This window comes from Burkholderia sp. 10_S31 (assembly GCF_056930375.1).
The window spans coordinates 3,254,029-3,279,402 of the sequence record NZ_JBXOWK010000001.1; the positions used below are offsets into that span (position 1 = coordinate 3,254,029).

Sequence of the window (25,374 nt, forward strand, 5' to 3'; positions counted from 1 at the left end):
TCCCGCATGCTAGAATGGTTTTTTCATGCCGCCGCCAACCCACAACAAAGTCACATGAAAGCTGGAAGCAAGGCCGCCACGTCCGAAAGCCGCGCGCTTGCGACCGATGCGCGGCGCAAATACGATCCCGAGCAAACCAAGCGCAACATCCTCGACGTCGCCACGCAGGAGTTTTCCGCGATGGGCCTCGCCGGTGCGCGCGTCGACGCGATCGCCGAGCGCACGAACACGACGAAGCGGATGCTCTACTACTACTTCGAAAGCAAGGAAGGCCTGTACGAGGCCGTGCTGGAGAAGGTGTACGGCGACATCCGCGCGCTCGAGCAGGAACTGCACGTCGGCGACATGGAGCCGCGCGAAGGCATGCGCCGGCTCGTCGAATTCACGTTCGACTATCACGACAAGCATCGCGACTTCGTCCGCCTCGTGTCGATCGAGAACATTCACGGCGCGAAGTATCTCGAACAGCTGAAGTCGTTCAAGAACCGCAACGTCAGCATCATCAAGACGCTCGAGGAACTGCTCGAGCGCGGCGCGGCGAGCGGCGCGTTCCGCAAGGACATCGACGCGTTCGACCTGCACCTGCTGATCAGCTCGTTCTGCTTCCACCGCGTGTCGAACCGCTATACGTTCGGCGCCGCGTTCGGCCGCGATCCGTCGGCGCCGCGGCTGCGCGTGCGGCATCGCGAGACAATCGCCGACTCCGTGCTGCGCTACGTCGCCGCGTAGGCACGCCGCGCGATTCCACCGAAGGCCGGACGGCGAGCGATCCACTCGCCGGGCGGCCCCTCTCTCGAACGACACCACCACGCGTGCAACCGGCATGAGCCGGGAGCACGTCGCGCTTCCGGCCGCTTCAGGCCACTCCGGGTCGAGCGCACGCGTCACGCGTCAGTCCGTCGGCGCGATCGACGCCAGCGCGATCCGCGCTTTCTCTTCCGGGCTTCCCGCCGCGTAATACTTCTTCGCCCAGCTCGAATCCGGCGCGAGCGCGAGCTGCCGATGCGAACCGGCGCCGTGCTGCTTCGTCTCGATCGACAGCGCCCGCGCGCGATAGTGCTCGTAGAGCCGCAGGAATTCCGCAAGATAGATCGCGGCAATCCGCGTGTCGCGGATCTCGAGCAGGTTCTCGTCGTTGTACTGCTCTGAATTGCGGCTCATGTTCGCCGAGCCCGTATAGACGATCGGGTTCGCGCCTTCCGCATCGATCACGATGAACTTGTGGTGGATCACGACCGGCGGATAGGCCGGCGCCGATGCGCCCGGAAAGAGGCGCAGCTCCGGCTCGAAGCCCTGCGGCACGGTTGCCGGTGAGAAATACGCGGCATCGATCACGTCGCGACGATCGCGATGGCGATGGTAAAGCTCGAGGTTCGCGAGCGTTGCCGCATCGAGCGGCTGGCCGTCGTGCTGTGCGGCACCGGCCTTCGTCGCACTGCCGACGTTGATGCGGTTCACGAGGCCGAACATCATCAGGCCGCGGTCGCCGGCTGCAAAGCATGCGTCGCGCAGCGCCGCGTCGGTCGGCATGAACAGGCAGAACGACACCGAATGCTTCGCGGCCGCGATCGCAGCGACGATCGTGTCGATCTCGGTGCGTTGCCCCGCCGGCTCCGGCGAAAACGCGACGCGCACCTGCGCGCTGCCGACCATCAGCGGCGCCGACCAGCCGGGCGACAGCCGCGCCGTTTCCGCGATCGGCGGATTCGCGGCCAGCGCATGCGCACGCTCGTTGTACAGCGCGGCGAGCGCAGGCGAATCGAATGCGTGCAGCACGTTGGCCTGTTCCGTCAGCCCTTCGGTCGTGAAGTTCGCGGAACCGGTGAGCACGCGCGCGGGCGCCGCCGCAGGTGTCACATGCCCGGGCGCGTCGGTCACGATGAACTTGTCGTGCATGATGTGCGAGCGATCGCGCGGCGCCAGCGTCGCGAGGCCCCGCAGCGCGTCGACGGCCTGCTGGTTCGGCGACGGCAGCGCTGGCTTGCCCTTGCGCGCGGTCGCGTGTGCGTCGAAGACGATCGCGAGCGACGCTGCGCCGTGCCGGCGTCCGAACGCGTCGAATGCAGGCAGCGCCCACAGCGTGTCCGTCAGGTGATAGACAGCCGACACCGCGCGCGACGCGGGGTCGAGCATCTCCGCGAACACCTGTTCCATGTCGTTCGCGAGCCACGTGCGCAGCTTCAGCGCCTGGTCCGCGCTCGGCGCCGCGTTCGGCGCGAGACCCAGCGCCGCGACCTGTTTCGCGAACGCCTGCGAGCTCACCACCGCGCGGTTGAACCACGTGCCGATGCCATCGACGATGTGCGCGGGCAGCACGACCTCGCACACGCCTGCCTGCGCATCGAGCACCTGCAGATTCGCCGGCGTGCCGACGACGGGAAAGACGTCATAGCGGAACGACGCATCGCGATCCTGCGGATCGATGCGCGCGTCCCACCACATGAATTTCTGGATCGGCGCCTGGTCGGTCGGCGCATCGCCCTGCGTGTCGGCGGCCGGGCCGTCGAACGTCAGCCGGTTCGGCAGCCAGCTGTTCGGCGCCCGCGTCTTGCCGTCGGCCGACCAGAAGCCCGGCGTGCGCCGGATCGCGAAGCCGAGGAAGTCGGTGCGCGATGCAGCATCGGGCCAGTCGAAGGCCAAGAGCACCAGGGTCGGGGAAAGATAGCTGCGTACGCTGACGGTCATTCGTCGCTCCTGGCGTTCCGGCCAATAGAGATGAATGCGTCAGTCTTGACGGCGGGTCTTCCAGTGCGATGACCGTTCGATGAACCTTGTATGTCGGCGCCGCGTCAGTCGCACACGAGCAGTTCGATGCCGCGTGCGGTCAGCGCGCGGCGCACGGTCTTGTCCGGCGCGCGCTCGGTCACGAGGTAGCGCGCGGCCGACGTGCCGTTGATCCGCACCGGCGTCACGCGGCCGAACTTCGAATGGTCGGCGACGATGATCGCCGTGCCGGCCGCCGCGATCATCCGGCTGCGCACTTCGGCGGCGAGCCGCGAGTAGTCGGTACAGTCGCCGTCGGCCGTGATGCCGCCCGCGCCGACGAACGCGAAATCGACATGGTATTGCGCGAGCTGCTGGATCGTATCGAGCCCGAACGTCGCATCCTCGTCGTCGGACAGCTCGCCGCCGAGCAGCGTCACGCGATTGCCATTGCGGCGCGCGAGCACGAACGCGGTGCGCCAGTCGTTCGTGTAGATCGACAGCCGGTGCCGGTCGGTCAACGCGAGCGCGACCGCATGCGGCGTGCTGCCCGAGTCGATCAGCACCGATGCATCGTCGGGCACGAATTCGGCCGCGCGCCGCCCGATCGTGCGCTTCGCTTCGGCGTTCGCCGCTTCACGCTCGGACAGGCTCGGCTCGCGCCGGTCCGCCGCCAGCGCGCCGCCGTGCGTCATCACGAGCAGGCCGCGCGCCGCCAGCGCGTTCAGGTCGCGCCGCACGGTCTCGCGCGACACGTCGAGCGAGCGCACGAGTTCGGCAACCGACAGCGCGCCCGATCGTCCGAGCTCCGACAGAATGTATTGATGACGTTGTTCCGCCAGCATCGCAATGCGCCCGAGGCGACTGGTAATGGGTAAGCCGGCCATTGTATTACGGCCGTTTGACTGGCATTTGACGGCGGCGCGTCCCGCAGCGGCCGCGCTTCGCGAAAGCGAAATTCTGTATTGCCCGATGCGCGCGAATCGGCACGGCAAGCGATTGCTACACTCTGCGCTTCGCCGAACGACAGACCATCAAGGGGCTTGCCCAATGTATCGCAAAGGCAGTGTGCTCGAAATCCAGTTTTCGCCGGAACGGCTCAACGACGGGGCCGGCGATCCGTACTGGATCGACCTGACGCTCGACGAGGCCCGCCGGCTGTATGAACAGCTCGCCGCGCGCTTCGCGACCGACGCGCGCGCGAACCAGCCGCTCGACACGTTCTCGCTCGACTGATCTCCGTTCCTTTGCGCGCGCCACGGCGCGCGTTCATGCCACGGCGCTTTCACCCGGCCGGCCAATAGCCGAACGGCCAGCGCATTGCTGCGCTGGCGGCGCTTCGCGTGCGTAGCCACCACGCGCAGCCGAAGCCGCGCGCCATGCATGGCCGCGTGCATGCGCCGCGCAAGCGCGCCGGGCGAATGCAGAATCCGACAAGACGGCCGCGCCGCTTCGCCCGATACTGGCCGACTTCACGATCCGTCCGGCCGTATCGCGGCCCGCCACGCATGTTCACCTCGTTCGTCGCCCCGGCTTTCGTCGCGCTGTGGTCCACCGGCTTCATCGTCGCCCGGGCAATCAAGCCCTACGCCGATCCGAACCTGTTCCTGCTCGCGCGTTTCGCGGGCACGGCCGTGCTGTTCGGCGCCGTGGCTCTCGTCGCGCGCGCGCCGTGGCCGGCCCGCCGCGAATGGCCGCGCCACCTGATCGCGGGCGCGCTGCTGCAGGGCGTCTATCTCGGCGCCAGCTACTGGGCCGTCGCGCAAGGGCTGAACGCGGGCGTGATGGCACTCCTCGGCGCACTGCAGCCGCTCGCCACCGCCGTGCTGGCCGTGCCGCTGTTCAACGAGCGCCTGCCCACGCGCGGCTGGCTCGGGATGGCGCTCGGGCTCGCCGGCGTCGCGCTCGTGCTCGCGCCGAAGGTCGCGGGCGGCGTCGCGCCCGCGTGGTTCGTCGTGACCGTGTCGATCCTGGCGGTCGGCTCGATCACGGCAGGCTCGCTGTACCAGAAAGGCAAGCTCGCGCAGAACGACCTGCGCACGGCCGTCGCCGTGCAGAATCTCGGCGCCGCGATCGTCGCGGCCATCTTCGTCGTGCTGCTGCACGAAACGCGCTGGACCGGCGCGCCGGCGCTGTGGCTATCGCTCGTGTGGGGCGTCGTGTTCCTGTCCGGCGGCGCGGTCACGATGCTGATGTGGATGCTGCGGCGCGGCAACGCGGCCCGCGCGACGTCGTTGCTGTTTCTCGCGCCGCCGCTCGCCGCGCTGCAGGGTTACCTGCTGTTCGGAGAAACGCTCGCGACCGTCCAGCTCGCCGGCTTCGCGCTCGCGCTCGTGGGTGTCGTGCTCGCGCGGCGCTGACGCGAACACAAACACAAACAAGAGCAGGTGCAGGTGCAGGTGCAGGTGCAGGAGCAGGAGCAGGAGCAGGAGCAGGAGCAGGAGCAGGAAGCGTCCGTCACCGCGCCCCTCCATGCATCGAAACGAAGCATCCGCGCGCACGCCAGGATGCGCTGCACCACGACGATGCACCGCGTCTCGCCGATGCAACGCGAAGCCGCCGGATCGCATGCCCGGCGCGGCGCCGGGCCGCGATTGCGCTTATGATGGGCGCCTTGCATTTCGTTCCGGAACCCCCCATGACATCCGCCGATTACGCCAGCCGCCAACGCGCGATCATTGCCGAACTGAACGTCGCCCCGCACTTCGACGCCGAGGCCGAGATCGCCCGCCGCGTCGATTTCCTCGCTCAGTACCTTCGTTCGACCGGCCTGCGGACCTACGTGCTCGGCATCAGCGGCGGCGTCGATTCGTCGACGGCCGGGCGGCTCGCGCAGTTGTCGGTCGAAAAGCTGCGCGCCGGCGGCTACGACGCCCGCTTCATCGCAATGCGCTTGCCGAACGGCGTGCAGAACGACGAAGCCGATGCACAGCGCGCGCTCGCGTTCGTGCGTGCGGACGAGACGTTCACGGTCGACGTGAAGCCGGCCGCCGACGCGATGCTCGCGTCGCTGATCGCCTCCGGTCACGCGTTCGAAAACCCGGCACAGCAGGACTTCGTGCACGGCAACATCAAGGCGCGCGAGCGCATGATCGCGCAGTATGCGGTAGCCGGCGCGCGGCGCGGCATCGTGATCGGCACCGACCACGCGGCCGAATCGCTGATGGGCTTCTTCACGAAATTCGGCGACGGCGGCGCGGACGTGCTGCCGCTCGCCGGCCTGAGCAAGCGCCGCGTGCGTGCGGTCGCCCGCGCGCTCGGTGGCGAAGAACTGATCGTGATGAAGGTGCCGACGGCCGACCTCGAGGAACTGCGTCCGCTGCGCCCCGACGAGCACGCGTATGGCGTCACCTACGACGAGATCGACGATTTTCTCGAAGGCAATCCCGTCGCCGACAACGTGTACGAAACGGTGCTGCGCTTCTACGACGGTTCGCGCCACAAGCGCGCACTGCCGTACACGCCGTTCGACTGGCCGGCCGCGTAAGCCGGCCGCTCCGGCCGAAACACCGCGCCGCGCGAACCGTCACGGTCACGCGCGGCCCGTGCACGACGGGCCGCGCTACGCGTGCCCGCCCGTCTTCTTCGCCTGCAATGCGCGAATCCGCATCCGCGCGCCCGTATCGCTGACCGTCGCGTCGTACATCGTTGCAAGATCGCGCTTGAGCGCGGTGCGCGAACCGCCGTCGAGATACACCATGTGCCCCGACGGATAGAACCGCGCGGACAGGTTCTGCCGCACCTTCTGATCCTCGAGCGGCATCTGCTGCAGGTCGATCACGGTCTGGTAGAACGGCGTGACGAAATCGTAGAAGCCGTTCGCCGACAGCACCTTCAGGTCGACATTCAGCGCCATCACCGCGGCGAGGTCGCCCGCCGTGTAGAGGATCACGTTCCCCTTCGCATCGATGCCCTGCTGCGCACCGGTCGGGTCGATATGGCCGAAGTCCCAGTTCTGGAACGCCTGGTCGTTCAGGTCCGTGAACGCGGAGTTCGACGTGAACTTCAACTGCTCGTTCAGGTAGCTGTTCCACATCGCCGTGTAGACGCCCGTCACGGCCGTCATCGTCGGATCGTTGCCGCCCGAATTCGGATCGATCTTGCCGGCGATACCGGTCGAAATCGCCGTCACGCGGCCGTCGTACGAACCGAGCGCCAGCCCCTGCGCCTGCAGCAGCGTCGTCAGGAACAGCGAATTGCCGCGCGCGTTGTAACCCGCGATGTCGAGCCCCCAGGTCTGCAGCGTCGCCGTGTCGATGCCCGTGTAGTCCGACAGCTTCCGAACGGCGGCCGGGTCGGCATGCGGCACGTTGCGCAATGCGCTCAGGTAGTCGGTGCGAGCGAACTGCGCGACTTCCTCGACGAACGCGCCGAGATCGGTCGGCGCCGGCTTGACGCCGAGCTTCTTGTGATACCACGCGTCGGCCGCCGCAGTCGGCAGCGCGCCGACCGGGTTGCCGGCCTGCCGGTAGTCGAGGATCGACGACTGCAGCGTGACGCCGTTCAGGTCGACGCCGTCCTCGTGCAGCTTGTACGCGAGCACGCAGCTGCGCGCGGTGCCATACGACTCGCCGAACAGGTATTTCGGCGAATTCCAGCGATTGTTCTTCGTCAGGTAGCGCTTGATGAACTGCTTCAGCGAATCCGCATCCTGGTCGACGCCCCAGAAATTGCGATTCTTGTTCGGCGCGACAGCCGCCGAATAACCGGTGCCGACCGGGTTGATGAACACGAGATCGCTGTGGTCGATCATGCTGTCCGGGTTGTCTTCCATCTGGTACGGCGCGGGCGGCGTGAACCCCGGCATCGACGTCTTGATGCGCTTCGGCGCGAACGAACCGAGCAGCACGAACACCGACGACGAGCCGGGCCCGCCGTTGTAGAAGAACGTGACGGGCCGCGTTTCCTCCTTCGCGCCGTCGGCCGTGAACGCGACATAGAAGATCTTCGCGGCCGGCTGCGAACTGCTCGGGTCGACCGTCACGAGATGGCCGACCGTCGCCGTGTACGCGATCCGCTTGCCGTCGATCAGGATCGTGTGATGCGTGATCGCGGCCGCTTCGGTCGTGTCGGTCACCGAGTCGTCGGGGCCGTTGCCGTATGCGACCGGATCGAAGAACGGCTGGTCGCGGCCGTGGCTCAGCGCGACGGGATTGATGGTCGGCGGCACGCCATGCGAATTGTGGTCGCCGTGATGCAGCGGATACACGCCGCCGGAAGATGCGGAATCGATGCCCATCGTGCTGCTCCTGGAGGTGAAAAAAGACGCGGGCAGGAAACCCGCGTCGCATGGAAAGGCGTATGCCGGCGCGTCAGCTCGACGGCTTGCGCGCGAGGATCGCCACGAGTTTCGTGCCGTCGGGGCTGCCGAGGCCCGTGCATGCGTCCCAGCCGTGCGCGGCCGCATACGTGCCGTTCGAGCCTTTCGTGATGTCGCGCAGCGCGCCCGGATTCTTGTACAGCGCCGGATTGATCCAGCCGGCCGATGCACCGGCCGCCGCGTTGATCCGGGCGATCAGCGCGGCCCACAACGGCGCGACCGCGCTCGTGCCGCCCATCACCGCGGGCGTGCCCGCGATCGACACCTCGTAGCCCGTTTGCGGCGAGGCATCGCCGGCGACGTCCGGCACGCCGCGCTTCGCGAGCGACGTGCTGCTGCCGTCGGCGAGCGCCACCTTCAGCCCCTGCTGCCAGACCGGCACGTCGAACATCGTGCTGACGCCGCCGCCGCCCGCACCGCCACCGGCCGCCTCGTCGTTCCACGTGACCTCGCTGCGAATGCCCTGCCCCGGCAGCGCATCGAGCTGCGTGCCGCCGCAGCCGAGCACGTACGGGCTCGATGCCGGGAAGTCGACGTGATCGGCGCCGTCCTGCAGCCCGTCGCCCGAGCCGCTGTCGCCCGACGCCGCGCACACCGTGATCCCCTGCGCGGCAGCCGCCTGCAGCACGCGGTTGAACGCCTGTGCCGACTGCGCCTGCCAGATCGCTTCCGGCCCGCCCCAGCTGATCGAGATCACGGACGGCTGGTTGGTCTTGTCGGTAACGGCCGCGTTCACAGCCTGGATGAAGCCCGCGTCGCTGTTCGGCGCGAAGTAGACCGCGATCTTCGCAGCCGGCGCGATCGCACCGGCGATCTCGATGTCGAGCGCGACTTCGCCGTCCGGGCCGTTCGCCTCGCCGGTCGGCGCATTGCGGCCGGTGCCGACGTTCACGTCGACGAGCGTCGGCGGCGTGTTGATGCCGAGCCCGCGGAAATACTGCTGGATATCGGCCGGGCGATAGCCACCACCGAGTTCGACGATCGCGATGCATTGCCCCGCGCCGTCGCCGGCCGGAAAGCCGTACAGCGACGCGAGCTGGATCGGCGTAAACGTGACGCTGGTGGCGCCGCGCGCGGGCTTGAACGGCGGACGCAGCCGGAAGTGCGGCCGCGCCTGCGGACGGCTGTCTAGGCCGAGCACGGCCGTGACGGCATCGCCGAGATCGTCCGGCAGCGCGATCGGGCCCGAGCGGCCGCGGTACTGGCCGATCGAGCGATGCTCGAAACGCTCGAGCTTCACGCTGAATGCCGCCTCGAACTGCTGGATGGTCCCGGACAGCACGACGACGCTTTCGACCGGATCGACGCGATCGACCGTCAGCTGATGGCGGCGCGCGAAGTCCTCGGTTTTGCGAATGTCGTCGGGATTGGCGGAAAAACGCTGCGCGAAGGCGTCGCGCGACAGCGGTTTTGCCTGGGCGTCGCCGGTGGCGAGCTGGTGGACCAATGCATCGAGTTGCCCTTCTTCCTGCCGCCGCAACATGATCGTGACGTGGATGCGTTCTGCCGGATCGCACTGACCGAGACACTTCGATTCGGCGACGATGCGGGGTTCACGGTCGGCTTGAAGATGCCTTGCCATGTTCAGACCCTCCTTGGTACCGCGTTGCACGGAATAGCCAGGAAATCGGACAGGGCCGGCGGGAGACGGTTCCGTTCGGTCAGTCGGTTTGCAACAGCGCGAGGTTAAAGGAAGTTTAGAACAGTCAGATGATTTGCGCGCGCGCCCCGCCGTGTCGCGGCCAGCGGGCGAAGGCCGGCATTGCGCGCGGCCCCGCGTTCGTTGTGCACTGCACCGCGCGGCCTGCCGACCCGCGCGGCACGGTGCGATGACGTGGCTCAGTCCATCGACAGGCGCAGCGCGAAGCCGATCAGCGCAGCGGAAAACGTCCAGCGCTGCACCGTCTGGGCCAGCGGATGCGCGCGCATCCATGCGGCGATGCGCGACGCGCCGAACACGCATGCGAGGTCGAAACACACGCCGGCCGCGACGAGCATCGCGCCGAGTTCGAACATCTGCCACACGACGGGCCCGGCCTCCGGCCGCACGAATTGCGGCAGCAGCACCGAGCAGAACAGCAGCGCCTTCGGGTTCAGCAGGTTCGTCAGCAGCCCCTTGAAGAACGACTGCCGCAGTTCCCCGGCGGCGGCCGCATCGCCGTCGCCGAGCGCGAACACCGGCGAGCGGAACACCTGGATCGCGACGTATGCGAGATAGAGTGCGCCGCCGTAGCGAATCGCCTCGTACAGCCATGGCGCGCCGCGGATCAGCGCCGCGACGCCGCAGGCGGACAACGTCACGTGCGCGGTGCGCGACAGCGACAGGCCGGCCGCCGCCGCCATGCCCGGCCGCACGCCACGGCCGATGCTGGTCTGCAGAACGAGCGCCATGTCGGGCCCGGGCACCGCGTAGATGGCCGCCAGTGCGGCGAGATAAATCAACAGCAAATGCGTGGAAATCATGGTCTGCCCCCGTCCTTCAATGACGATATGTTGCCGCTGAAGATGGAGGGATTATTGGCCATATTTGGCTCAGGATTGGCGATCGATAGCGGAATCCGCCACAATCGCGCAACCAAGACAAGGATTCCGCCAACATGTCCGAACTCGATAAAACCGATCGTGCGATTCTCGCCGCGGTGCAGCGCGACGGCCGCCTGCCGATCGCACGCCTCGCCGATTCCGTGGGCCTCTCCGAGACGCCCTGCGCACGGCGCCTGAAACGTCTCGAAAGCGACGGCTACATCGAGCGCTACCGCGCGCAGCTGTCGCGCCAGGCGCTCGGCTTCGGCGTCGTCGCATTCGTGCTCGTGCGGTTCGCGACGCACGACCGCAAGGTCGCCGACCGGTTCGAACGGGAAGTGCTCGGCATCGAGCGGATTCTCGCGTGCCACAACGTCGCGGGCACGGCCGACTATCTGCTGCAGGTGGTCGCGCGCGATCTCGACGACTACGGCACGTTCATTCGCGATTCGCTGCGGATGCTGCCGGGCGTGACGTCGATCGAATCGGCGCTGTCGCTGCGCGAGGTCAAGCACGACGCGGGATTGCCGGTGCCGTGATGGCGGCGGGCAGCCGGCACACGCAAGCCGCTCCGCTGCCCGATACGTCACTTCGACGCCTATCGATGTGGGCGACGGCGGGCCGCGCCGCCGCAACATTCGTTCACATTGTTGCCGACGGCGCCCTACACGATGTCGGGCGGCTGGTGCGCGTGCTCGAGATCCTCGAGAAACGCTTCGACGAGTGGATCGCCGCGTCCGTCGCGCGCCACGACCATGTGGAACGTGACGTCGTAGCGTAGCTGGTCCTGATTGAGCGGCGCGAGCAGCCCCTGCGCGACATACGGTGCCGCGAAGTGCTGCGGCAGATAGCCGAGGTGGTGGCCGGACAGGATCAGCAGCGCGACGGCCTCCATGTTGTCGGCGGTCGCGGTTACGCGGTCGGGCGTCGTCGACATCTGCGCCTCCGGCAGCGGATACGAGCGCCACGCCCACTCGAAGCCCGCGACGTCGGCCGGCGTCAGCGCGCCCGCGGGTTCGAACAGCGGATGGCCGCGGCCGCAGTAGGCGACCTGCCGCTCGATGAACAGCGGCGTGTAGTGCAGCGACGGCACGCGATGCCAGAAGTAGCCGACCGCGATCTGGATCTCGTCGCTCAGCAGCTTTTCCTCGAGATCGCCCGGCGCGCGCACCGAGATCGAGAAGCGCACGGCCTCGTCGCGCGTGCGGAACGCGGCGATCGCCTCGGCGATCCGCGCGTTCTGGCTAATCGGCGTATGGCCGATCAGGCCGATGTTCAGCGTGCCGACCAGCTGGCGGTCCATGTGCCGCGCCGCCATCCCGAATTCGTCGAGCGCCGCGAGCAGCTTGCGGCTCATCGCGTGGAACCGCTCGCCTTTCGGCGTGAGCCGGAAGCCGCTGCGGCCGCGCTCGCAGAGCCGGTAGCCGAGCCGCGTCTCGAGCGACGACAGCTGCGCGCTGATCGTCGACTGGCCGACGTTCAGCATCGCCTGCGCGGCCGACACGCCGCCCGCGTCCGTGACCGCGAGAAACACGCGGATCAACCGCAGATCGAGCGTCGACAGATTCCCCAGCACGCTATTCCCCTTCCATACATCGATGAAAATCGATGTTTACGTCGATATCTTCGCATTCTTCTTTCCGGCGTGACGCGTAAAACTATGTGCCAGGCCGCGTCGCATGATACGGCAACCCCACATCGGAAGAGACAAGCCCATGAACGACCACACCCATTTCCAGCCGCTCGGCGGCAATGAAATGCCGCGCTGCGGCGGCATCGCGACGATGATGCGCCTGCCGCACGTGGCAAGCGCCGCGGGCCTCGACGCATGCTTCGTCGGCGTGCCGTTCGACCTCGGCACCTCCAACCGCACCGGCGCGCGCTTCGGCCCGCGCCAGATCCGCACCGAGTCCGTGCTGCTGCGCCCGTACAACATGGCCACGCGCGCGGCACCCTTCGATTCGCTGCAAGTCGCCGATATCGGCGACGTCGCGATCAACCCGTACAACCTGCACGACTCCATCGCGCGCATCGAGGCCGCGTACGACGCGATCCTCGAGCACGGCTGCAAGCCGATCACGCTCGGCGGCGACCACACGATCGCGCTGCCGATCCTGCGCGCGATCCACCGCAAGCACGGCAAGGTTGCATTGATCCACGTCGATGCACACGCCGACGTGAACGACACGATGATGGGCGAAAAGATCGCGCACGGCACGCCGTTCCGCCGGGCGGTCGAGGAAGGCCTGCTGCACGGCGACAAGGTCACGCAGATCGGCCTGCGCGGCACCGGCTACGCGGCCGAGGACTTCGACTGGTGCCGCGAGCAGGGCTTCCGCGTGGTCCAGGCCGAGGAATGCTGGAACAAGTCGCTCGCACCACTGATGGAAGAAGTGCGCGCGCGCGTCGGCGACACACCCGTCTACATCAGCTTCGACATCGACGGCATCGACCCGGCCTATGCCCCGGGCACCGGCACGCCGGAAATCGCCGGCCTCACGGTGCCGCAGGCGCTTGAAATCATCCGCGGCGCGAAGGGGCTGAACATCGTCGGCTGCGATCTCGTCGAAGTCGCGCCGCCGTACGACCCGTTCGGCACCACGGCCCTGCTCGGCGCGAACCTTGCGTACGAGCTGCTGTGCGTGCTGCCCGGCGTCGCGTACCGCGACTGATCCCCGCGCCGCCATCCATTCCAAAAATCAGAGGATTCGAGAGGAACACTAGACAGATGGGGACTTCCGTCAAGCAACCGAAGCGGGCGGCGCTCGCTTCGTTCGTCGGCACCACGATCGAGTGGTACGACTTCTATAGCTATGCGACCGCCGCCGCCATCGTGTTCGGGCCGCTGTTCTTTCCCGGCGAAAACCGCTTCGTCAGCCTGCTCGCGTCGTTCGGCTCGTTCGCGGTCGGCTTCTTCGCGCGGCCGCTCGGCGGCGTGATGTTCGGCTATCTCGGCGACCGCTTCGGCCGCAAGCGTTCGCTGCTCGCGACACTGATGCTGATGGCCGTGTCGACGGTCGCGATCGGCCTGCTGCCGACCCATGCGCAGGCCGGCGTGATCGCCCCGATCCTGCTCGTGCTGATGCGCGTGCTGCAAGGCATCGCGGTCGGCGGCGAATGGGGCGGCGCGGTGCTGCTCGCCGGCGAACACGCGCCCGAAGGCAAGCGCACGTTCTTCGCGTCGTTCGCGCAGCTCGGCAGCGCGAGCGGCCTGATCCTGTCGATGCTCGCGTTCGGCGCGATCAGCACGCTGTCGAAGGACGACATGATGAGCTGGGGCTGGCGCGTGCCGTTCCTTGCGAGTTCCGTGCTGCTGATCGTCGGCTTCGTGATCCGCGCGAGCGTGTCGGAATCGCCCGAGTTCGAGGAAGTGAAAAAGAGCGGCAATACCGCGCAGAACCCGGTGCGCGAAGCGCTCAAGTACTGGCCGCTGCTGCTGCTCGCGATCGGTGCGAACGTCTACGGCATCGCCGGCGTGTATTTCAGCAACATCTTCATGATCAGCTACGCCACGCAGTTCCTGTCGCTCGACCGGTCGATGGTGCTGCATTGCATGACGATCGTCGCCGTGCTGCAGTTCGTCGTGCAGCTCGCGGCCGCGTTCCTCGCGCAGCGCTTCGGCACCACGCGCGTGCTGCTGATCACCGGCGCATGGGCTGCGATCGTCCCGTTCGTCATGCTGCCGCTCGTGCACATGGGCACGCCGCTGTCGATTACGGTCGGCGTCGGCCTCGCGACGCTCGCGGAATCGGGCTACTACTCGGTGGTTGCAGGCTTCGTCAGCGGTATCTTCGTCGCACGCATCCGCTACACGGCGATCTCGATCGCGTACCAGGTGTGCGGCGCGCTCGCCGGCGGCCTCATGCCGCTCGTTGCGACCATCATCGCGCAGAACACCGCGCCACAATGGTGGCCGCTCGCGCTCCAGTACACCAGCGCCGCGATCCTGTCATCGCTGTGCGTGTGGCTGATCTCGCGTCGCGTCAGCATTGACGATGCGAGTGCGCCCGGCAAGACGAACGAGCCGCTGCCGCGCGGCGCGCGCACCGCGTAATTTCCGGTGCAACGGGCAGGCGGCTTCGCCTGCCCGGTTTCCACGCATGCGGGCGGTCGTCCGGTCGCGCACTCCCGCTCCGGGATTCCGCTCTCCCGTCTGTTTCGCGCTGGTCGAGCGGGTAGCGGATGCGTTCGCACATGGCGGGAATGCACCTCGAGGATCAAGCAGCGGAAACGACGTGTCCCGAGGCCTGCCCGGGACGGTCTCGACCGGTACGGCACCCGCCGCCGGATCATCGATCGCGGCGGCAGGCATACCGCATTCGCGCGTTATTGCACCTGGCTGCGCAGCGTCTTGGCGGCGGCGACCATGTTCGTCAGCGCCGGAATCACTTCCCGCCACTGGCGCGTCTTCAGTCCGCAGTCCGGGTTCACCCACAGGCGTTCCGCCGGAATCCGCTCGGCCGCCTTCTTCATCAGGCCGACGATGTGATCCTGCGTCGGGATGTTCGGCGAATGGATGTCGTACACGCCCGGGCCGATCTCGTTCGGATACCTGAAGCTGTCGAACGCGTCGAGCAGTTCCATGTCCGAGCGCGATGTCTCGATCGTGATCACGTCCGCGTCCATGTCGGCGATCGACGCGATGATGTCGTTGAACTCCGAATAGCACATGTGCGTGTGGATCTGCGTGTCGTCCCGCACGCCGTTCGCCGTGATGCGGAACGACTCGACCGCCCACGTCAGGTACTCGCCCCATCGCGCGCGGCGCAGCGGCAACCCTTCGCGCAGCGCGGCCTCGTCGATCTGGATCACGCGCACGCCGGCCTTCTCGAGATCGAGCACTTCGTCGCGGATCGCGAGCGCGAGCTGGTAGCACGACACCGAGCGCGGCTGGTCGTCACGCACGAACGACCAGTTCAGGATCGTCACCGGGCCGGTCAGCATGCCCTTCATCGGCTTGTTCGTCAGCGACTGCGCGTACGCGATCCATTCGACCGTCATCGCTTTCGGACGGCTGATGTCGCCGAACAGGATCGGCGGCTTCACGCAGCGCGAACCGTACGACTGCACCCAGCCGAACTGGCTGAATGCGTAGCCGTCGAGCTGCTCGCCGAAGTATTCGACCATGTCGTTGCGCTCGGCTTCACCGTGCACGAGCACGTCGAGCTCGAGCGATTCCTGTTCGCGCACGCTGCGCTCGATCTCGGCCTGCATCGCGTTGCGGTAGCCGGCTTCATCCAGCGCGCCGGCCTTGAACTGGCTGCGCGCCTGGCGGATTTCGGCGGTCTGCGGAAACGAGCCGATCGTCGTCGTCGGGAAGGCCGGCAGGTTCAAGCGTGCCGACTGCTTCGGCGCGCGTTCCGGATAGGGGCTCGCGCGGTTGCCGAGCTGCGCGTCGATGCGCGCGATCGAGGCCTTCACCGCCGGGTTGTGCACGCGCGGCGAACGGCGGCGCGACTCGATCGCGGCGGCGTTTGCGGCAAGCGCGTCGGCCACCCTGTCGCGGCCTTCGTTCAGCGCGGTCGCGAGCACCTTCAGTTCGTCGAGCTTCTGCAGCGCGAACGCAAGCCACGAACGGATCTCCGCGTCGAGCTTCTCTTCGCTCGCCAGATCGACCGGCACGTGCAGCAGCGAGCACGAAGGCGCAAGCCACAGGCGACCGCCCAATTGCTTCGCGAGCGGTTCGAGCCAGTCGAGCGTCGCGTTCAGGTCCGTCTTCCAGATGTTGCGGCCGTTGATCGCGCCCACCGACAGCACGCGGTCGGCCGGCAGTTCACGCACCAGTGCATCGATTTCGTCGCGCGCGTTGATCGCGTCGATGTGCAGGCCGTCGACCGGCAGCGAGGCAGCGAGCGTCAGGTTGTCCTGCAACTGGCCGAAGTACGTCGCGAGCAGCAGCTTGATGCGGCGCGTTTCGAGCGCCGCATACGCGGTGCGAAATGCCTGGCGCCATTCGGCGTCGAGTTCGGTCACGAGGATCGGCTCGTCGATCTGCATCCATTCGACACCCTGCGCGGTCAGCGTGTCGAGCAGCGCGCCGTACACCGGCAGCAGCTTCGGCAGCAGCGCGAGGCGATCAGAATCGTCCTTCGCCTTGCCGAGCCACAGATACGTGACGGGGCCGAGGATCACCGGCTTCGCGTTGATGCCTTGCGCCTTCGCCTCGGCCAATTGCTGCAGCAGTCGCGACGGATCGAGCGAAAAGTTCGTGTCCGCATGGAGTTCCGGCACGATGTAGTGATAGTTCGTGTCGAACCACTTCGTCATTTCGCCGGCCGCGACACCGCCGCAGCATGCCGCATGTTCTTCCGCCGACTGCGCCGAACGGCCGCGCGCGACGCGGAAATAGTTGTCGAGCGGATCGCCGTGGAAGTCCTGCACGCGCTTCGGCAGGTTGCCGAGCGTGAAGCTCATGTCGAGCACCTGGTCGTAGAACGCGAAATCGCCGATCGGCGCGAGATCGAGTTCGCGCTGGTCGTTCCAGTGGCGCTGGCGGAGCGAGGCGCCGAGTGCCCTCAGCTCGTCGCGCGGCGATTCGCCCTTCCAGTAGCGTTCGAGAGCGAACTTGAGTTCGCGCTTCGCGCCGATGCGCGGGAAACCGAGGTTGTGTGTCGTAACCATGAAGCTGCCGTCCAGAGAAAAATTGAAGATCCGGCAGTCATCATAGGGATTTCATCCCATGAAATAAAATGGCATTATTTCATTTATCCATTAAATTTGTTCATGCATCTCTGGGTTGAGCGATATCCATGCTGGAACGATTCCATCTCGTCGTGATCCGTGAAGTCGAGCGCCAGGGCTCGCTGACCGCAGCCGCCAATGCGCTGCATCTCACGCAATCGGCGCTCAGCCATACCGTCCGGAAGATCGAGCAGCAGCTCGGCACGCCGATCTGGGATCGGGAAGGACGCGGGCTGCGGCTCACGCAAGGCGGGCAATATCTGCTGAAGCTCGCGAACCGGCTGCTGCCGCAGTTCGAGCTCGCCGAGGAGCGGATGAAGCAGTATGCAAAGGGCGAGCGCGGCACGCTGCGCATCGGGATGGAGTGCCATCCGTGCTACCAGTGGCTGCTGAAGGTCGTGTCGCCGTACCTGTCGCGCTGGCCGGACGTCGACGTGGACGTGAAGCAGCGCTTCCAGTTCGGCGGCATCGGCGCGCTGTTCGGCCATGACATCGACGTGCTCGTGACGCCCGACCCGCTGAACAAGCCGGGGCTGCGCTTCGATCCCGTGTTCGATTACGAGCAGGTGCTGGTCGTCGCGGACGCGCACCGGTTCGCCAACGCCGACTACGTGACGCCCGAGCAGCTGACCGACGAAGTCCTGATCACCTACCCGGTCGAGACCGACCGGCTCGACATCTACAACCAGTTCCTGACGCCGGCCGGCATCGTGCCGCGGCGCCACAAGTCGATCGAGACGACTGACATCATGCTGCAGATGGTCGCGAGCGGGCGCGGCGTGGCCGCGCTGCCGAGATGGCTTGCCGACGAATATGCGGACCGGATGCCGGTCGTGCCGGTCAGGCTGGGGAAGAAGGGCATCGCGAAGCAGATCTTTCTCGGTATCCGCGAAGCGGATGCATCGATCGACTATCTGGCCGCATTCGTCGCGCTAGCGCGCGAATCGACGTGGAGCGCGCCGCGCATGCTGCGCTAGGCGCGCCCCGGTGCAACGTGCGTCAGGCGGCGCGCATGCCGGTGCGTTCACCGCGTTCGACCCATGCACCGAACAGCAGGCCGATCGTCGTCCACATGAGCGCCTGCATGCCGATCGCGGCGACGCGGAACTTCCACAGCAAGGCCGCCGGGAAATCGGCCGGCAACTCGCTGACCGACGGCAGCCCGATCTGCACGGCCGCGATGATCGCGACAAACACGAGCCCGGCGACGATCGACGCGTTCCACTGCCCGAGTTTCGCCAGCAGATGGCGGCGCACGCTGACCGAGAACACCATCGTCGCGACCGAGATCGCGATCATCAGGAAGAACAGCCCCGTGCGATAGCCGATCGTGTCGGGGTCGCCGACCGACGGCGGATTGGCCGGGTACTTGAGGTTCGGCACGATCACGAGCGCGACGAACGCCGCCAGCGCGAGCCATGCGGCGAGCGGCCGCGCCGGGAGGCGGCTGCCTCGTCCGTAGGCATACGCAAAGACCAGCGAGAACAGTCCGCCGAATGCCGCGCCGTAGGTCACGACGCCGGTCAGCAGGCCAACGCCGGCCTGCGTGTGACGGCTGACCAGTTCGGGCTCCGGCGCTTCGCCCTTGGCGGCGTCGGTCTTTTCTTCGAAGGAGATTGCCTGATCGACCTGCGGTTCGCCGACGATTCTGGCGAAACCGAACGTGAGGAGGCCCGCGGCGATGCCTGCGAGCATCCCGCGCATGAGCAGCTTTCCGACCATCGTGTACTCCGCGTCAGTGGCAGGGAAAGCCGAGCAGATGGCGACCGTCGTGGACGAACTCGTGCACGTACATGCCCGGTACGAGCGACGTCGCGCCCTGTTCCGCGCCGACGAAATACAGCGCGAGCAGCAGGATCAGGCCGACGAAGATGGCCCACGGCAACAGTTCGCGGACGGGAATGGGCGCCGGCACGACGACCGGCTTCAGCACTGCTTCGCTCATGGATGCACCTCAGGGGAATCGCGCCCCGACAAATGTTGGATGGAATACGCAGGCAGGTCTGGCTTCCGGGATCGAGGATCCCCGGTTACAGTGGCGCGACCGCGCCGGGCTTGCACCGGCTTCCGCCTTTCGTATCGTGCGAATTGTACGCGCGAACGTTCGCGCGTTGAAGGCCCGTGCACGACGGGCGCGGCCATGCAAAACCTTCCGGACATCGACATGACCCAGCCTGCCTCGCTGTGCCTGATCGCGCATGCGTCGACCCGTGCGATGCGCGCCGGCGCGTTTCCCGCTGACGATGCGCTCGATGCCCGCGGGCTCGCCGATGCTGCCGCGCTACGCGAGCGGTTCGCCGGCAGCCGCGACGCGATCGTGCTGTGCAGCCCCGCACGCTGTGCGCAGCAAACCGCCGATGCGCTCGGGCTGCGCGCCGGCATCGACGATGCGCTGCGCGATGTCGACTACGCCAACTGGCGCGGCAAGCGGCTGCACGACCTCGCGCGCGATATCCCCGACGAGCTCGGCGCCTGGATCGACGATCCGTCCGCGTCGCCGCACGGCGGCGAATCGTTCGAGAACGTCGCACGCCGCGTCGACGCATGGTTGAACGCGCTGCCGCGCGATCGCGATATCGTCGCGATCACGCATGCGGCGATCGTTCGGGCTGCCATCGCGCACGTGCGTCGGATAGGTGCAAAGGCTGCGATCCGCATCGAAGTCGCGCCGCTGTCGTGCTCGGTATTCACCGCATCGCGAGATGGCTGGACAGTGGCCACGGACGAGGTTCGGCACGATACCGATGCGTAAGGAGATTGACGGCGCCATTTTCTTACATATCTGAAAGGTAACGGTTCGTCCTCCCGATTGTCATCAAACTGACGGATAGCGAAAGCTAGGATTGGCTGCGGTTCCCTTACGAGATGCCGTCATGAATCAGCCTGCTTCGTCCGCCGCGCACAATTCCGGCTCCACCGAACGTACCCGGCAGGTCGGCTATGCCGTCTTCCTGCTGGTGCTTGCGATCGGTGCAGTCTATATCGCCACCCATCTGATTGCCGATCTGTCGCCCATCCGCGAAGGATCGTTGTTCCCGTACCTGATGCTCGGTGCCGCGCTGGTGATCGCGCTCGGCTTCGAATTCGTCAATGGCTTCCACGACACGGCGAACGCGGTCGCGACCGTGATCTACACCCACTCGCTGACGCCGAACGTCGCGGTGATCTGGTCAGGCATGTGGAACTTCCTCGGCGTGATGGTTTCTAGCGGCGCCGTCGCATTCGGCATCCTGCAGTTGCTGCCTGTCGAGCTGATCCTGCAGGTCGGCAGCGGTTCGGGTTTCGCGATGGTGTTCGCGCTGCTGATCGCCGCGATCGTCTGGAACCTGGCGACCTGGTATTTCGGGTTGCCGTCGTCGAGCTCGCATACGCTGATCGGGTCGATCATCGGCGTCGGGCTGATGAACCAGCTGATGCACGGGCCGTCGGGCACGAGCGGCGTCGACTGGGGCCAGGCGCTCGGCGTCGGCAAGTCGCTGCTGTTCTCGCCGATCGTCGGCTTCCTGTGCGCGTCGCTGCTGCTGCTCCTGCTGAAGGCCGTCGTGCGGATTCCGGAACTGTACAAGGAGCCGCCGAAGGATCAGCCGCCGCCGTTCTGGATCCGCTGCCTACTGATCCTCACGTGCACGGGCGTGTCGTTTGCGCACGGGTCGAACGACGGGCAGAAGGGGATGGGCCTCATCATGCTGATCCTGATCGGCACGGTGCCGACTGCGTATGCACTGAACAAGGCGGTCACGCCGGCCGAATCGCAGACGTTCGTCGCCGTCGCGAACCAGGCGGCCGCGACCTTCGCGAAATACTCGAACGGCGTCGCGCCGTCCGCGAATCCGCGTGCCGATGTCGAGCACTTCGTGCAGCGTCGCGAGATGACGCCCGCCGTGCTGCCGGCCGTGCAGCAACTGTCCACGTCGCTCGCGACCGCGGTCGGTTCGTCGGGCTCGATGGCGGCCGTGCCGCAGCGTGACGTCGACAACGTGCGCAACACGATGTATCTGGTATCCGAAGCGATTCGCCTGATCGAGAAGTCGGGTCAACCCGCCTTCGCCGCCGACGACAAGCTCGCGATCGACAACTACCACAAGCAGCTCGATCACGCGACCAAGTTCATTCCGACCTGGGTGAAGGTGGCCGTTGCGATCGCGCTGGGTCTCGGCACGATGGTCGGCTGGAAACGGATTGTCGTAACCGTCGGCGAGAAAATCGGCAAGCAGCATCTGACGTACGGACAGGGCGCGTCGGCCGAACTCGTCGCAATGCTGACGATCGGCGCGGCCGATGCATACGGGCTGCCCGTATCGACGACGCACGTGCTGTCGTCGGGCGTCGCGGGCACGATGGCGGCGAACGGGTCCGGGCTGCAGTGGAGCACGGTGCGCAGCCTCGTGCTCGCGTGGGTACTGACGCTGCCGGCGTCGATCGCGCTGGCGGCCGGACTCTACTGGCTGTTCCGGTCGATCGCCTGAGCGGGCGAGCGGCGAGCTGCCGGGGGATCGGTCGCTCGCCGCTCGCCGCTCGCCGCTCGCCGCTCTTCGTCTCTTCGTCTCTTCGTCTCTTCGTCTCTTCGTCTCTTCGTCTGTCTCTTCGTCTCTTCGTCTCTTCGTCTCTTCGGCGCTTCGGCGCTTCGGCGCTTCGGCGCTTCGGCGCTTCGGCGCTTCGGCGCTTCGGCGCTTCGGCGCTTCGGCGCTTCGGCGCTTCAGCGCTTCGGCGCTTCGGCGCTTCGGCGCTTCGGCGCTTCGGCGCTTCGGCGCTTCGTCTCTTCGGCGCTTCGGCGCTTCGGCGCTTCGGCGCTTCGGCGCTTCGGCGCTTCGGCGCTTCGGCGCTTCGGCGCTTCGGCGCTTCGGCGCTTCGGCGCTTCGGCGCTTCGGCGCTTCGGCGCTTCGGCGCTTCGGCGCTTCAGCGCTTCGGCGCTTCAGCGCTTCGGCGCTTCGGCGCTTCAGCGCTTCGGCGCTTCGGTTTTTCTCCTCGCAGGCCCTCTCGCTTTCCATCTCGCGCACACTACGCCGAGCCCATCCCGGACCGAGGCGGAACAGCACCTCAATGAATCCGCGTTATGCCCAACCGCTCGCGCCGGGACTTGCGCCCCCTCGCTCTTCCGAATTGAAGCGCAAGATCTGGAGCGCGCCGTCGCACCCACGGCATTAGACTGGGTTCATCGATTTTCATCATGACCTGGTCGTGCTCGCAGCAGCATTTCCCGAATTGCGTCGTCCGTCATCCGTCTGCGGTCGCCCGGGCATCCGGGCGCGCGTGATGCGGAGAGGATTTCGGCGCTCACGACATATCCGCACGACACCCCATCGCCGACTAAAGAGGCACACCCCGTGAACATCGCCGATCTGCAGCCCGCCGTCGAATCTGTCGACCTCGTGCAGCGCGTGAGCGCACTCGACTGGACCGCCGCCGGTACCGCACTCGATCGCCATGGATGCGCTCACGTACCGGGTCTCCTATCCGCTGACGAATGCATTGCGCTGGCATCGCTCTATCCGCGAGATGCGCTTTACCGGTCGCGCGTCATCATGGCGCGGCATGGTTTCGGCCGCGGTGAATACCGGTACTTCGCGTATCCACTGCCGGCAGTTATCGACACATTGCGAACAGCGCTCTACCCGCATCTCGCACCGATCGCCAATCGCTGGAACCGCGCACTCGGGATCGACGCCCGCTACCCGGCCGATCACGCTGCATTCCTCGAGCGCTGTCACGCGGCGGGACAGACGCGACCGACGCCGCTGATCCTGCAGTACGGTCCGGACGACTACAACTGCCTCCATCAGGATCTGTATGGCGAACACGTCTTTCCGCTGCAGGTCGCGATCTTGCTATCGGCGCCGGGCCGCGATTTCACGGGTGGGGAGTTCGTGCTGACGGAACAGCGGCAGCGCATGCAATCGCGTGCGGAAGTGGTGCCGCTGACGCAAGGCGACGCGGTGATCTTCGCCGTGCATGGCCGGCCCGTGCAGGGAACGCGCGGCGTCTATCGCGTCAACCTGCGTCACGGCGTGAGCCGGATCCGGACCGGGCACCGCCATACGGTCGGCATCATCTTTCACGATGCGCAGTAGCGGTGGTCAACGCGAGCGCGGCATCGTCGGTCGCTGTCTCGCGCACGGATTCGTGCGTGTACAGCATGACGACCGGGTATCGTCAGCACCACGGCGCGCCAGCTCATGAAATGCACGCGCGGAGATCTCATTGCACGAAGGAGCATCGCTCCCGCGACGAATCGAACCATCGGTGAGCAACTGCGCGGGACAGTGCGCACCTGTCGCCATTCACACATGGTCGCCGGTTCGACCTACCCTCGCGCCGCACTCGCTCGCAATCGGTCGCCCGCATCGGACGCAAGTCGCGCATAGCCCGGCAATGTCAGCAGCGCGAGCACTCCCGCGGCAACGAACGCCCAGCGAAAATCGTCGAGCACGTAGTGAATTCCGGCCGCATCGCCGCGCACCAGCGCGGAGAGCCGCAGTGCCAGCGCGCCGAATGCGATCCCCATCCCGATCGTCATCTGCTGCGCGGCGCTCCACAGCGTGCTCGCGGCGCTGGTCTGGTGCGACGGAATATCGGCATAGGCGAGCGTCGCCAGCGTCGTGAACTGCATCGAGCGCGTCAGCCCGTAGACGAATACGACCAGCAGCGTGATTGCAAGCGGCGTCGATGCGGTCAGCCAGCCGCATGCGATCGTGAAGAAGCCGACGATCGTCACGTCGACGAGCGCAACGCGACGGAACCCAAAACGGTCGAGGATCCACGACGTGCCTGCCTTCATGCCCAGATTGCCGAGCGCGCTCGCGAGCAACAGCAAACCGGACTGGAACGGCGACAGCCCGAAACCGATCTGGAACAGCAGCGGCAGCAGATAGGGCACCGCATTGACCGCAATCCGCGTGACCGACCCGGTGAGCACCGTTACCGAGAAGGTCGACACCTTCAGCGTCGTGAAATCGAGCAGCGGATGCTCGCAACGCCGCGCATGCAACCACGCGGCAATACCGAACAACACGCTAGCGCCGACCAGCACGGCCGCACGCGTGAACTGCGCGTCCTGCTGACCAGCCGTTTCAGTACCCAGCAACAGACAGGTCAACGCACCACCCGCCAGCACGAACCCGGCCCAATCGAGCGGCCGCTGTTCGTCCGCGCGCGTATTCCGTACGATCAGCCACGTGCAGACCAGCGCGGCGAGGCCAAGCGGCACATTCAACAGGAAGATCCATCGCCAGGATGCATAGGTCGTGATGAAGCCGCCGATCGGCGGCCCGACGACCGGCGCAACGATACCCGGCCACGTGATCGTCGCGATCGCGCGCATTAGCCGTGCTTTCTCGGTGCTGCGCACGACGATCATCCGCCCGACCGGCACCATCATCGCCCCGCCGACGCCCTGCAACAGGCGTGCAGCCGTAAACGTCACAACGCCGTTGGACAACCCGCAGAGAATCGATGCCCCGGTAAAGATCACAATCGCGCTACCGAACACCGTGCGTGAACCGTATCGATCCGCGATCCAACCGCTGATCGGGATGAATACCGCGAGCGCGAGCATGTAGGCCGTCATCCCGAGACTCAGCGCATTCGGCCCGACGCCGAAGGAGCGAGCCATTTGCGGCAGCGCGGTCGCGATCACGGTCGTGTCGAGATACTCCATGAAGAAGGTCGCGGCGACGAGATACGGCAGGAAGTCGGTCGTCCGACCACTCTGAGCTGAGCTGGAAATCATGAACGATACAGTTGCGGCATGCGGAACACACCGGCAGCCATGTGTGGAAGCCGGACGAGTGGCGATATTACCCTGAAGCGTCCGAACTCGGCTTTGCCGACACGTCGTGCTGAAACCACTTTATGCGCATAGATTCGACTTGGCTCGGCAATCAACCATATACGCCACCGATGTCAAGGAAGAACATTTTTGAGCCGATATCGACGAAGATAGACGATGTTGCCCGTGCATGAGGCCATTTTGGCGAATTCTATACTGCTCACCTCGATACGCATCGCGCCATTCAGCTTGCAGCGTGATTCGGGGGCATTGAGAATGGATTGCTGCCGGATGTGCCGGTTCGGGACAATTGCAGTTTGCATCGACGGTGAGGTGCCTGGCCAGTTCGTCCGCCGGCACGAGCTCCCAAGCCAACGCATCG

23 protein-coding genes and 1 riboswitch are annotated in these 25,374 nt (G+C 66.4%); of the genes, 12 read left to right on the top strand and 11 right to left on the bottom strand.

Features of this window, described 5'->3' with window-relative positions; genetic code table 11:
- Positions 1-54 precede the first annotated feature (54 nt).
- Complete coding sequence (locus AC1Z3W_RS14580) at positions 55-729, top strand: TetR/AcrR family transcriptional regulator (RefSeq protein WP_057929732.1); 675 nt, start codon at positions 55-57, stop codon at positions 727-729.
- A gap of 162 nt (positions 730-891) precedes the next feature.
- Here AC1Z3W_RS14580 and AC1Z3W_RS14585 read toward each other — a convergent pair whose 3' ends face one another.
- Together AC1Z3W_RS14585 and AC1Z3W_RS14590 are read right to left on the bottom strand one after the other, a co-directional pair.
- Entirely contained in the window at positions 892-2,685 is a 1,794-nt protein-coding gene (locus tag AC1Z3W_RS14585) for a phospholipase D-like domain-containing protein (RefSeq protein ID WP_483507814.1), read from the bottom strand.
- 104 nt (positions 2,686-2,789) lie between these two features.
- Entirely contained in the window at positions 2,790-3,548 is a 759-nt protein-coding gene (locus AC1Z3W_RS14590; RefSeq protein WP_057929731.1) for a DeoR/GlpR family DNA-binding transcription regulator, read from the bottom strand.
- A 205-nt stretch (positions 3,549-3,753) separates the two neighbouring features.
- Between AC1Z3W_RS14590 and AC1Z3W_RS14595 the strand changes: the two genes are divergently transcribed.
- From AC1Z3W_RS14595 to nadE, 4 genes are all read left to right on the top strand, one after another.
- Positions 3,754-3,939: a hypothetical protein gene (locus AC1Z3W_RS14595; protein ID WP_006752380.1), complete on the top strand. Its 186-nt coding sequence runs from the start codon at positions 3,754-3,756 to the stop codon at positions 3,937-3,939.
- A gap of 272 nt (positions 3,940-4,211) precedes the next feature.
- Positions 4,212-5,063 (top strand): DMT family transporter, encoded by an 852-nt coding sequence (locus AC1Z3W_RS14600; protein WP_483507815.1) that lies wholly within the window; start codon positions 4,212-4,214, stop codon positions 5,061-5,063.
- A 27-nt stretch (positions 5,064-5,090) separates the two neighbouring features.
- Positions 5,091-5,309 (top strand): hypothetical protein, encoded by a 219-nt coding sequence (locus AC1Z3W_RS14605; RefSeq protein WP_483507816.1) that lies wholly within the window; start codon positions 5,091-5,093, stop codon positions 5,307-5,309.
- Between the two features lie 32 nt (positions 5,310-5,341).
- Positions 5,342-6,190, top strand: a complete 849-nt coding sequence (nadE, locus tag AC1Z3W_RS14610) for an ammonia-dependent NAD(+) synthetase (RefSeq protein ID WP_124835515.1) — start codon at positions 5,342-5,344, stop codon at positions 6,188-6,190.
- A gap of 75 nt (positions 6,191-6,265) precedes the next feature.
- Here nadE and AC1Z3W_RS14615 read toward each other — a convergent pair whose 3' ends face one another.
- The 3 genes from AC1Z3W_RS14615 to AC1Z3W_RS14625 all read right to left on the bottom strand — a co-directional run bounded on the left by AC1Z3W_RS14615 (position 6,266) and on the right by AC1Z3W_RS14625 (position 10,486).
- Positions 6,266-7,942 carry a S10 family peptidase gene (locus tag AC1Z3W_RS14615; RefSeq protein ID WP_124835514.1) on the bottom strand — a complete coding sequence of 559 codons (1,677 nt, stop codon included), beginning with the start codon at positions 7,940-7,942 and terminating at the stop codon, positions 6,266-6,268.
- Positions 7,943-8,015: 73 nt separating this feature from the next.
- A complete protein-coding gene (locus AC1Z3W_RS14620) occupies positions 8,016-9,605 on the bottom strand; it encodes a S53 family peptidase (RefSeq protein ID WP_483507817.1) in 1,590 nt (529 codons plus the stop codon).
- Positions 9,606-9,862: 257 nt separating this feature from the next.
- Positions 9,863-10,486 carry a LysE family translocator gene (locus AC1Z3W_RS14625; protein ID WP_057929725.1) on the bottom strand — a complete coding sequence of 208 codons (624 nt, stop codon included), beginning with the start codon at positions 10,484-10,486 and terminating at the stop codon, positions 9,863-9,865.
- 134 nt (positions 10,487-10,620) lie between these two features.
- Between AC1Z3W_RS14625 and AC1Z3W_RS14630 the strand changes: the two genes are divergently transcribed.
- Complete coding sequence (locus tag AC1Z3W_RS14630) at positions 10,621-11,085, top strand: Lrp/AsnC family transcriptional regulator (RefSeq protein ID WP_057929724.1); 465 nt, start codon at positions 10,621-10,623, stop codon at positions 11,083-11,085.
- A 125-nt stretch (positions 11,086-11,210) separates the two neighbouring features.
- On the opposite strand, the gene AC1Z3W_RS14635 is transcribed toward AC1Z3W_RS14630, so the two are convergent.
- A complete protein-coding gene (locus tag AC1Z3W_RS14635; RefSeq protein WP_175827200.1) occupies positions 11,211-12,122 on the bottom strand; it encodes a LysR family transcriptional regulator in 912 nt (303 codons plus the stop codon).
- Positions 12,123-12,261: 139 nt separating this feature from the next.
- On the opposite strand from AC1Z3W_RS14635, the gene speB reads away from it, so the two are divergent.
- Positions 12,262-13,218, top strand: a complete 957-nt coding sequence (speB, locus tag AC1Z3W_RS14640; protein WP_057929722.1) for an agmatinase — start codon at positions 12,262-12,264, stop codon at positions 13,216-13,218.
- Between the two features lie 56 nt (positions 13,219-13,274).
- Complete coding sequence (locus AC1Z3W_RS14645) at positions 13,275-14,600, top strand: MFS transporter (RefSeq protein ID WP_483507818.1); 1,326 nt, start codon at positions 13,275-13,277, stop codon at positions 14,598-14,600.
- 272 nt (positions 14,601-14,872) lie between these two features.
- Here AC1Z3W_RS14645 and metE read toward each other — a convergent pair whose 3' ends face one another.
- Positions 14,873-17,167 carry a 5-methyltetrahydropteroyltriglutamate--homocysteine S-methyltransferase gene (metE, locus tag AC1Z3W_RS14650; protein WP_057929720.1) on the bottom strand — a complete coding sequence of 765 codons (2,295 nt, stop codon included), beginning with the start codon at positions 17,165-17,167 and terminating at the stop codon, positions 14,873-14,875.
- Positions 17,168-17,295: 128 nt separating this feature from the next.
- On the opposite strand from metE, the gene AC1Z3W_RS14655 reads away from it, so the two are divergent.
- Positions 17,296-18,204: a LysR family transcriptional regulator gene (locus AC1Z3W_RS14655; RefSeq protein WP_124835511.1), complete on the top strand. Its 909-nt coding sequence runs from the start codon at positions 17,296-17,298 to the stop codon at positions 18,202-18,204.
- A 22-nt stretch (positions 18,205-18,226) separates the two neighbouring features.
- Here AC1Z3W_RS14655 and AC1Z3W_RS14660 read toward each other — a convergent pair whose 3' ends face one another.
- Complete coding sequence (locus tag AC1Z3W_RS14660) at positions 18,227-18,949, bottom strand: CbtA family protein (protein WP_057929718.1); 723 nt, start codon at positions 18,947-18,949, stop codon at positions 18,227-18,229.
- A gap of 13 nt (positions 18,950-18,962) precedes the next feature.
- Positions 18,963-19,172 carry a CbtB domain-containing protein gene (locus tag AC1Z3W_RS14665; RefSeq protein WP_006752367.1) on the bottom strand — a complete coding sequence of 70 codons (210 nt, stop codon included), beginning with the start codon at positions 19,170-19,172 and terminating at the stop codon, positions 18,963-18,965.
- A 39-nt stretch (positions 19,173-19,211) separates the two neighbouring features.
- A riboswitch (cobalamin riboswitch) is annotated at positions 19,212-19,347 on the bottom strand.
- A 44-nt stretch (positions 19,348-19,391) separates the two neighbouring features.
- On the opposite strand from AC1Z3W_RS14665, the gene AC1Z3W_RS14670 reads away from it, so the two are divergent.
- From AC1Z3W_RS14670 to AC1Z3W_RS14680, 3 genes are all read left to right on the top strand, one after another.
- Positions 19,392-19,979, top strand: a complete 588-nt coding sequence (locus tag AC1Z3W_RS14670) for a histidine phosphatase family protein (RefSeq protein ID WP_175827199.1) — start codon at positions 19,392-19,394, stop codon at positions 19,977-19,979.
- Positions 19,980-20,100: 121 nt separating this feature from the next.
- The gene (locus tag AC1Z3W_RS14675; protein WP_057929717.1) at positions 20,101-21,693 is read left to right on the top strand and encodes an inorganic phosphate transporter; all 1,593 of its coding nucleotides are present in this window, start codon (positions 20,101-20,103) and stop codon (positions 21,691-21,693) included.
- Between the two features lie 858 nt (positions 21,694-22,551).
- A complete protein-coding gene (locus tag AC1Z3W_RS14680) occupies positions 22,552-23,295 on the top strand; it encodes a 2OG-Fe(II) oxygenase (protein ID WP_483507819.1) in 744 nt (247 codons plus the stop codon).
- A 233-nt stretch (positions 23,296-23,528) separates the two neighbouring features.
- On the opposite strand, the gene AC1Z3W_RS14685 is transcribed toward AC1Z3W_RS14680, so the two are convergent.
- Entirely contained in the window at positions 23,529-24,953 is a 1,425-nt protein-coding gene (locus AC1Z3W_RS14685; protein WP_124835507.1) for a DHA2 family efflux MFS transporter permease subunit, read from the bottom strand.
- Between the two features lie 173 nt (positions 24,954-25,126).
- The coding region (locus AC1Z3W_RS14690; protein ID WP_483507820.1) for a hypothetical protein at positions 25,127-25,374 on the bottom strand (248 nt) is incomplete at its 5' end.

Excerpts from the sequence above, each read along its gene's own strand:
- AC1Z3W_RS14580 (WP_057929732.1), top strand. The coding sequence starts at position 55 with ATGAAAGCTGGAAGCAAGGCCGCCACGTCCGAAAGCCGCGCGCTTGCG.
- AC1Z3W_RS14615 (WP_124835514.1), bottom strand. The coding sequence starts at position 7,942 with ATGGGCATCGATTCCGCATCTTCCGGCGGCGTGTATCCGCTGCATCAC.
- AC1Z3W_RS14670 (WP_175827199.1), top strand. The coding sequence starts at position 19,392 with ATGACCCAGCCTGCCTCGCTGTGCCTGATCGCGCATGCGTCGACCCGT.
- AC1Z3W_RS14660 (WP_057929718.1), bottom strand. The coding sequence starts at position 18,949 with ATGGTCGGAAAGCTGCTCATGCGCGGGATGCTCGCAGGCATCGCCGCG.
- AC1Z3W_RS14585 (WP_483507814.1), bottom strand. The coding sequence starts at position 2,685 with ATGACCGTCAGCGTACGCAGCTATCTTTCCCCGACCCTGGTGCTCTTG.
- AC1Z3W_RS14630 (WP_057929724.1), top strand. The coding sequence starts at position 10,621 with ATGTCCGAACTCGATAAAACCGATCGTGCGATTCTCGCCGCGGTGCAG.
- AC1Z3W_RS14655 (WP_124835511.1), top strand. The coding sequence starts at position 17,296 with ATGCTGGAACGATTCCATCTCGTCGTGATCCGTGAAGTCGAGCGCCAG.
- AC1Z3W_RS14685 (WP_124835507.1), bottom strand. The coding sequence starts at position 24,953 with ATGATTTCCAGCTCAGCTCAGAGTGGTCGGACGACCGACTTCCTGCCG.
- AC1Z3W_RS14590 (WP_057929731.1), bottom strand. The coding sequence starts at position 3,548 with ATGCTGGCGGAACAACGTCATCAATACATTCTGTCGGAGCTCGGACGA.
- metE (WP_057929720.1), bottom strand. The coding sequence starts at position 17,167 with ATGGTTACGACACACAACCTCGGTTTCCCGCGCATCGGCGCGAAGCGC.
- AC1Z3W_RS14620 (WP_483507817.1), bottom strand. The coding sequence starts at position 9,605 with ATGGCAAGGCATCTTCAAGCCGACCGTGAACCCCGCATCGTCGCCGAA.
- AC1Z3W_RS14645 (WP_483507818.1), top strand. The coding sequence starts at position 13,275 with ATGGGGACTTCCGTCAAGCAACCGAAGCGGGCGGCGCTCGCTTCGTTC.
- AC1Z3W_RS14625 (WP_057929725.1), bottom strand. The coding sequence starts at position 10,486 with ATGATTTCCACGCATTTGCTGTTGATTTATCTCGCCGCACTGGCGGCC.
- AC1Z3W_RS14665 (WP_006752367.1), bottom strand. The coding sequence starts at position 19,172 with ATGAGCGAAGCAGTGCTGAAGCCGGTCGTCGTGCCGGCGCCCATTCCC.
- AC1Z3W_RS14595 (WP_006752380.1), top strand. The coding sequence starts at position 3,754 with ATGTATCGCAAAGGCAGTGTGCTCGAAATCCAGTTTTCGCCGGAACGG.
- AC1Z3W_RS14600 (WP_483507815.1), top strand. The coding sequence starts at position 4,212 with ATGTTCACCTCGTTCGTCGCCCCGGCTTTCGTCGCGCTGTGGTCCACC.
- speB (WP_057929722.1), top strand. The coding sequence starts at position 12,262 with ATGAACGACCACACCCATTTCCAGCCGCTCGGCGGCAATGAAATGCCG.
- AC1Z3W_RS14675 (WP_057929717.1), top strand. The coding sequence starts at position 20,101 with ATGAATCAGCCTGCTTCGTCCGCCGCGCACAATTCCGGCTCCACCGAA.
- nadE (WP_124835515.1), top strand. The coding sequence starts at position 5,342 with ATGACATCCGCCGATTACGCCAGCCGCCAACGCGCGATCATTGCCGAA.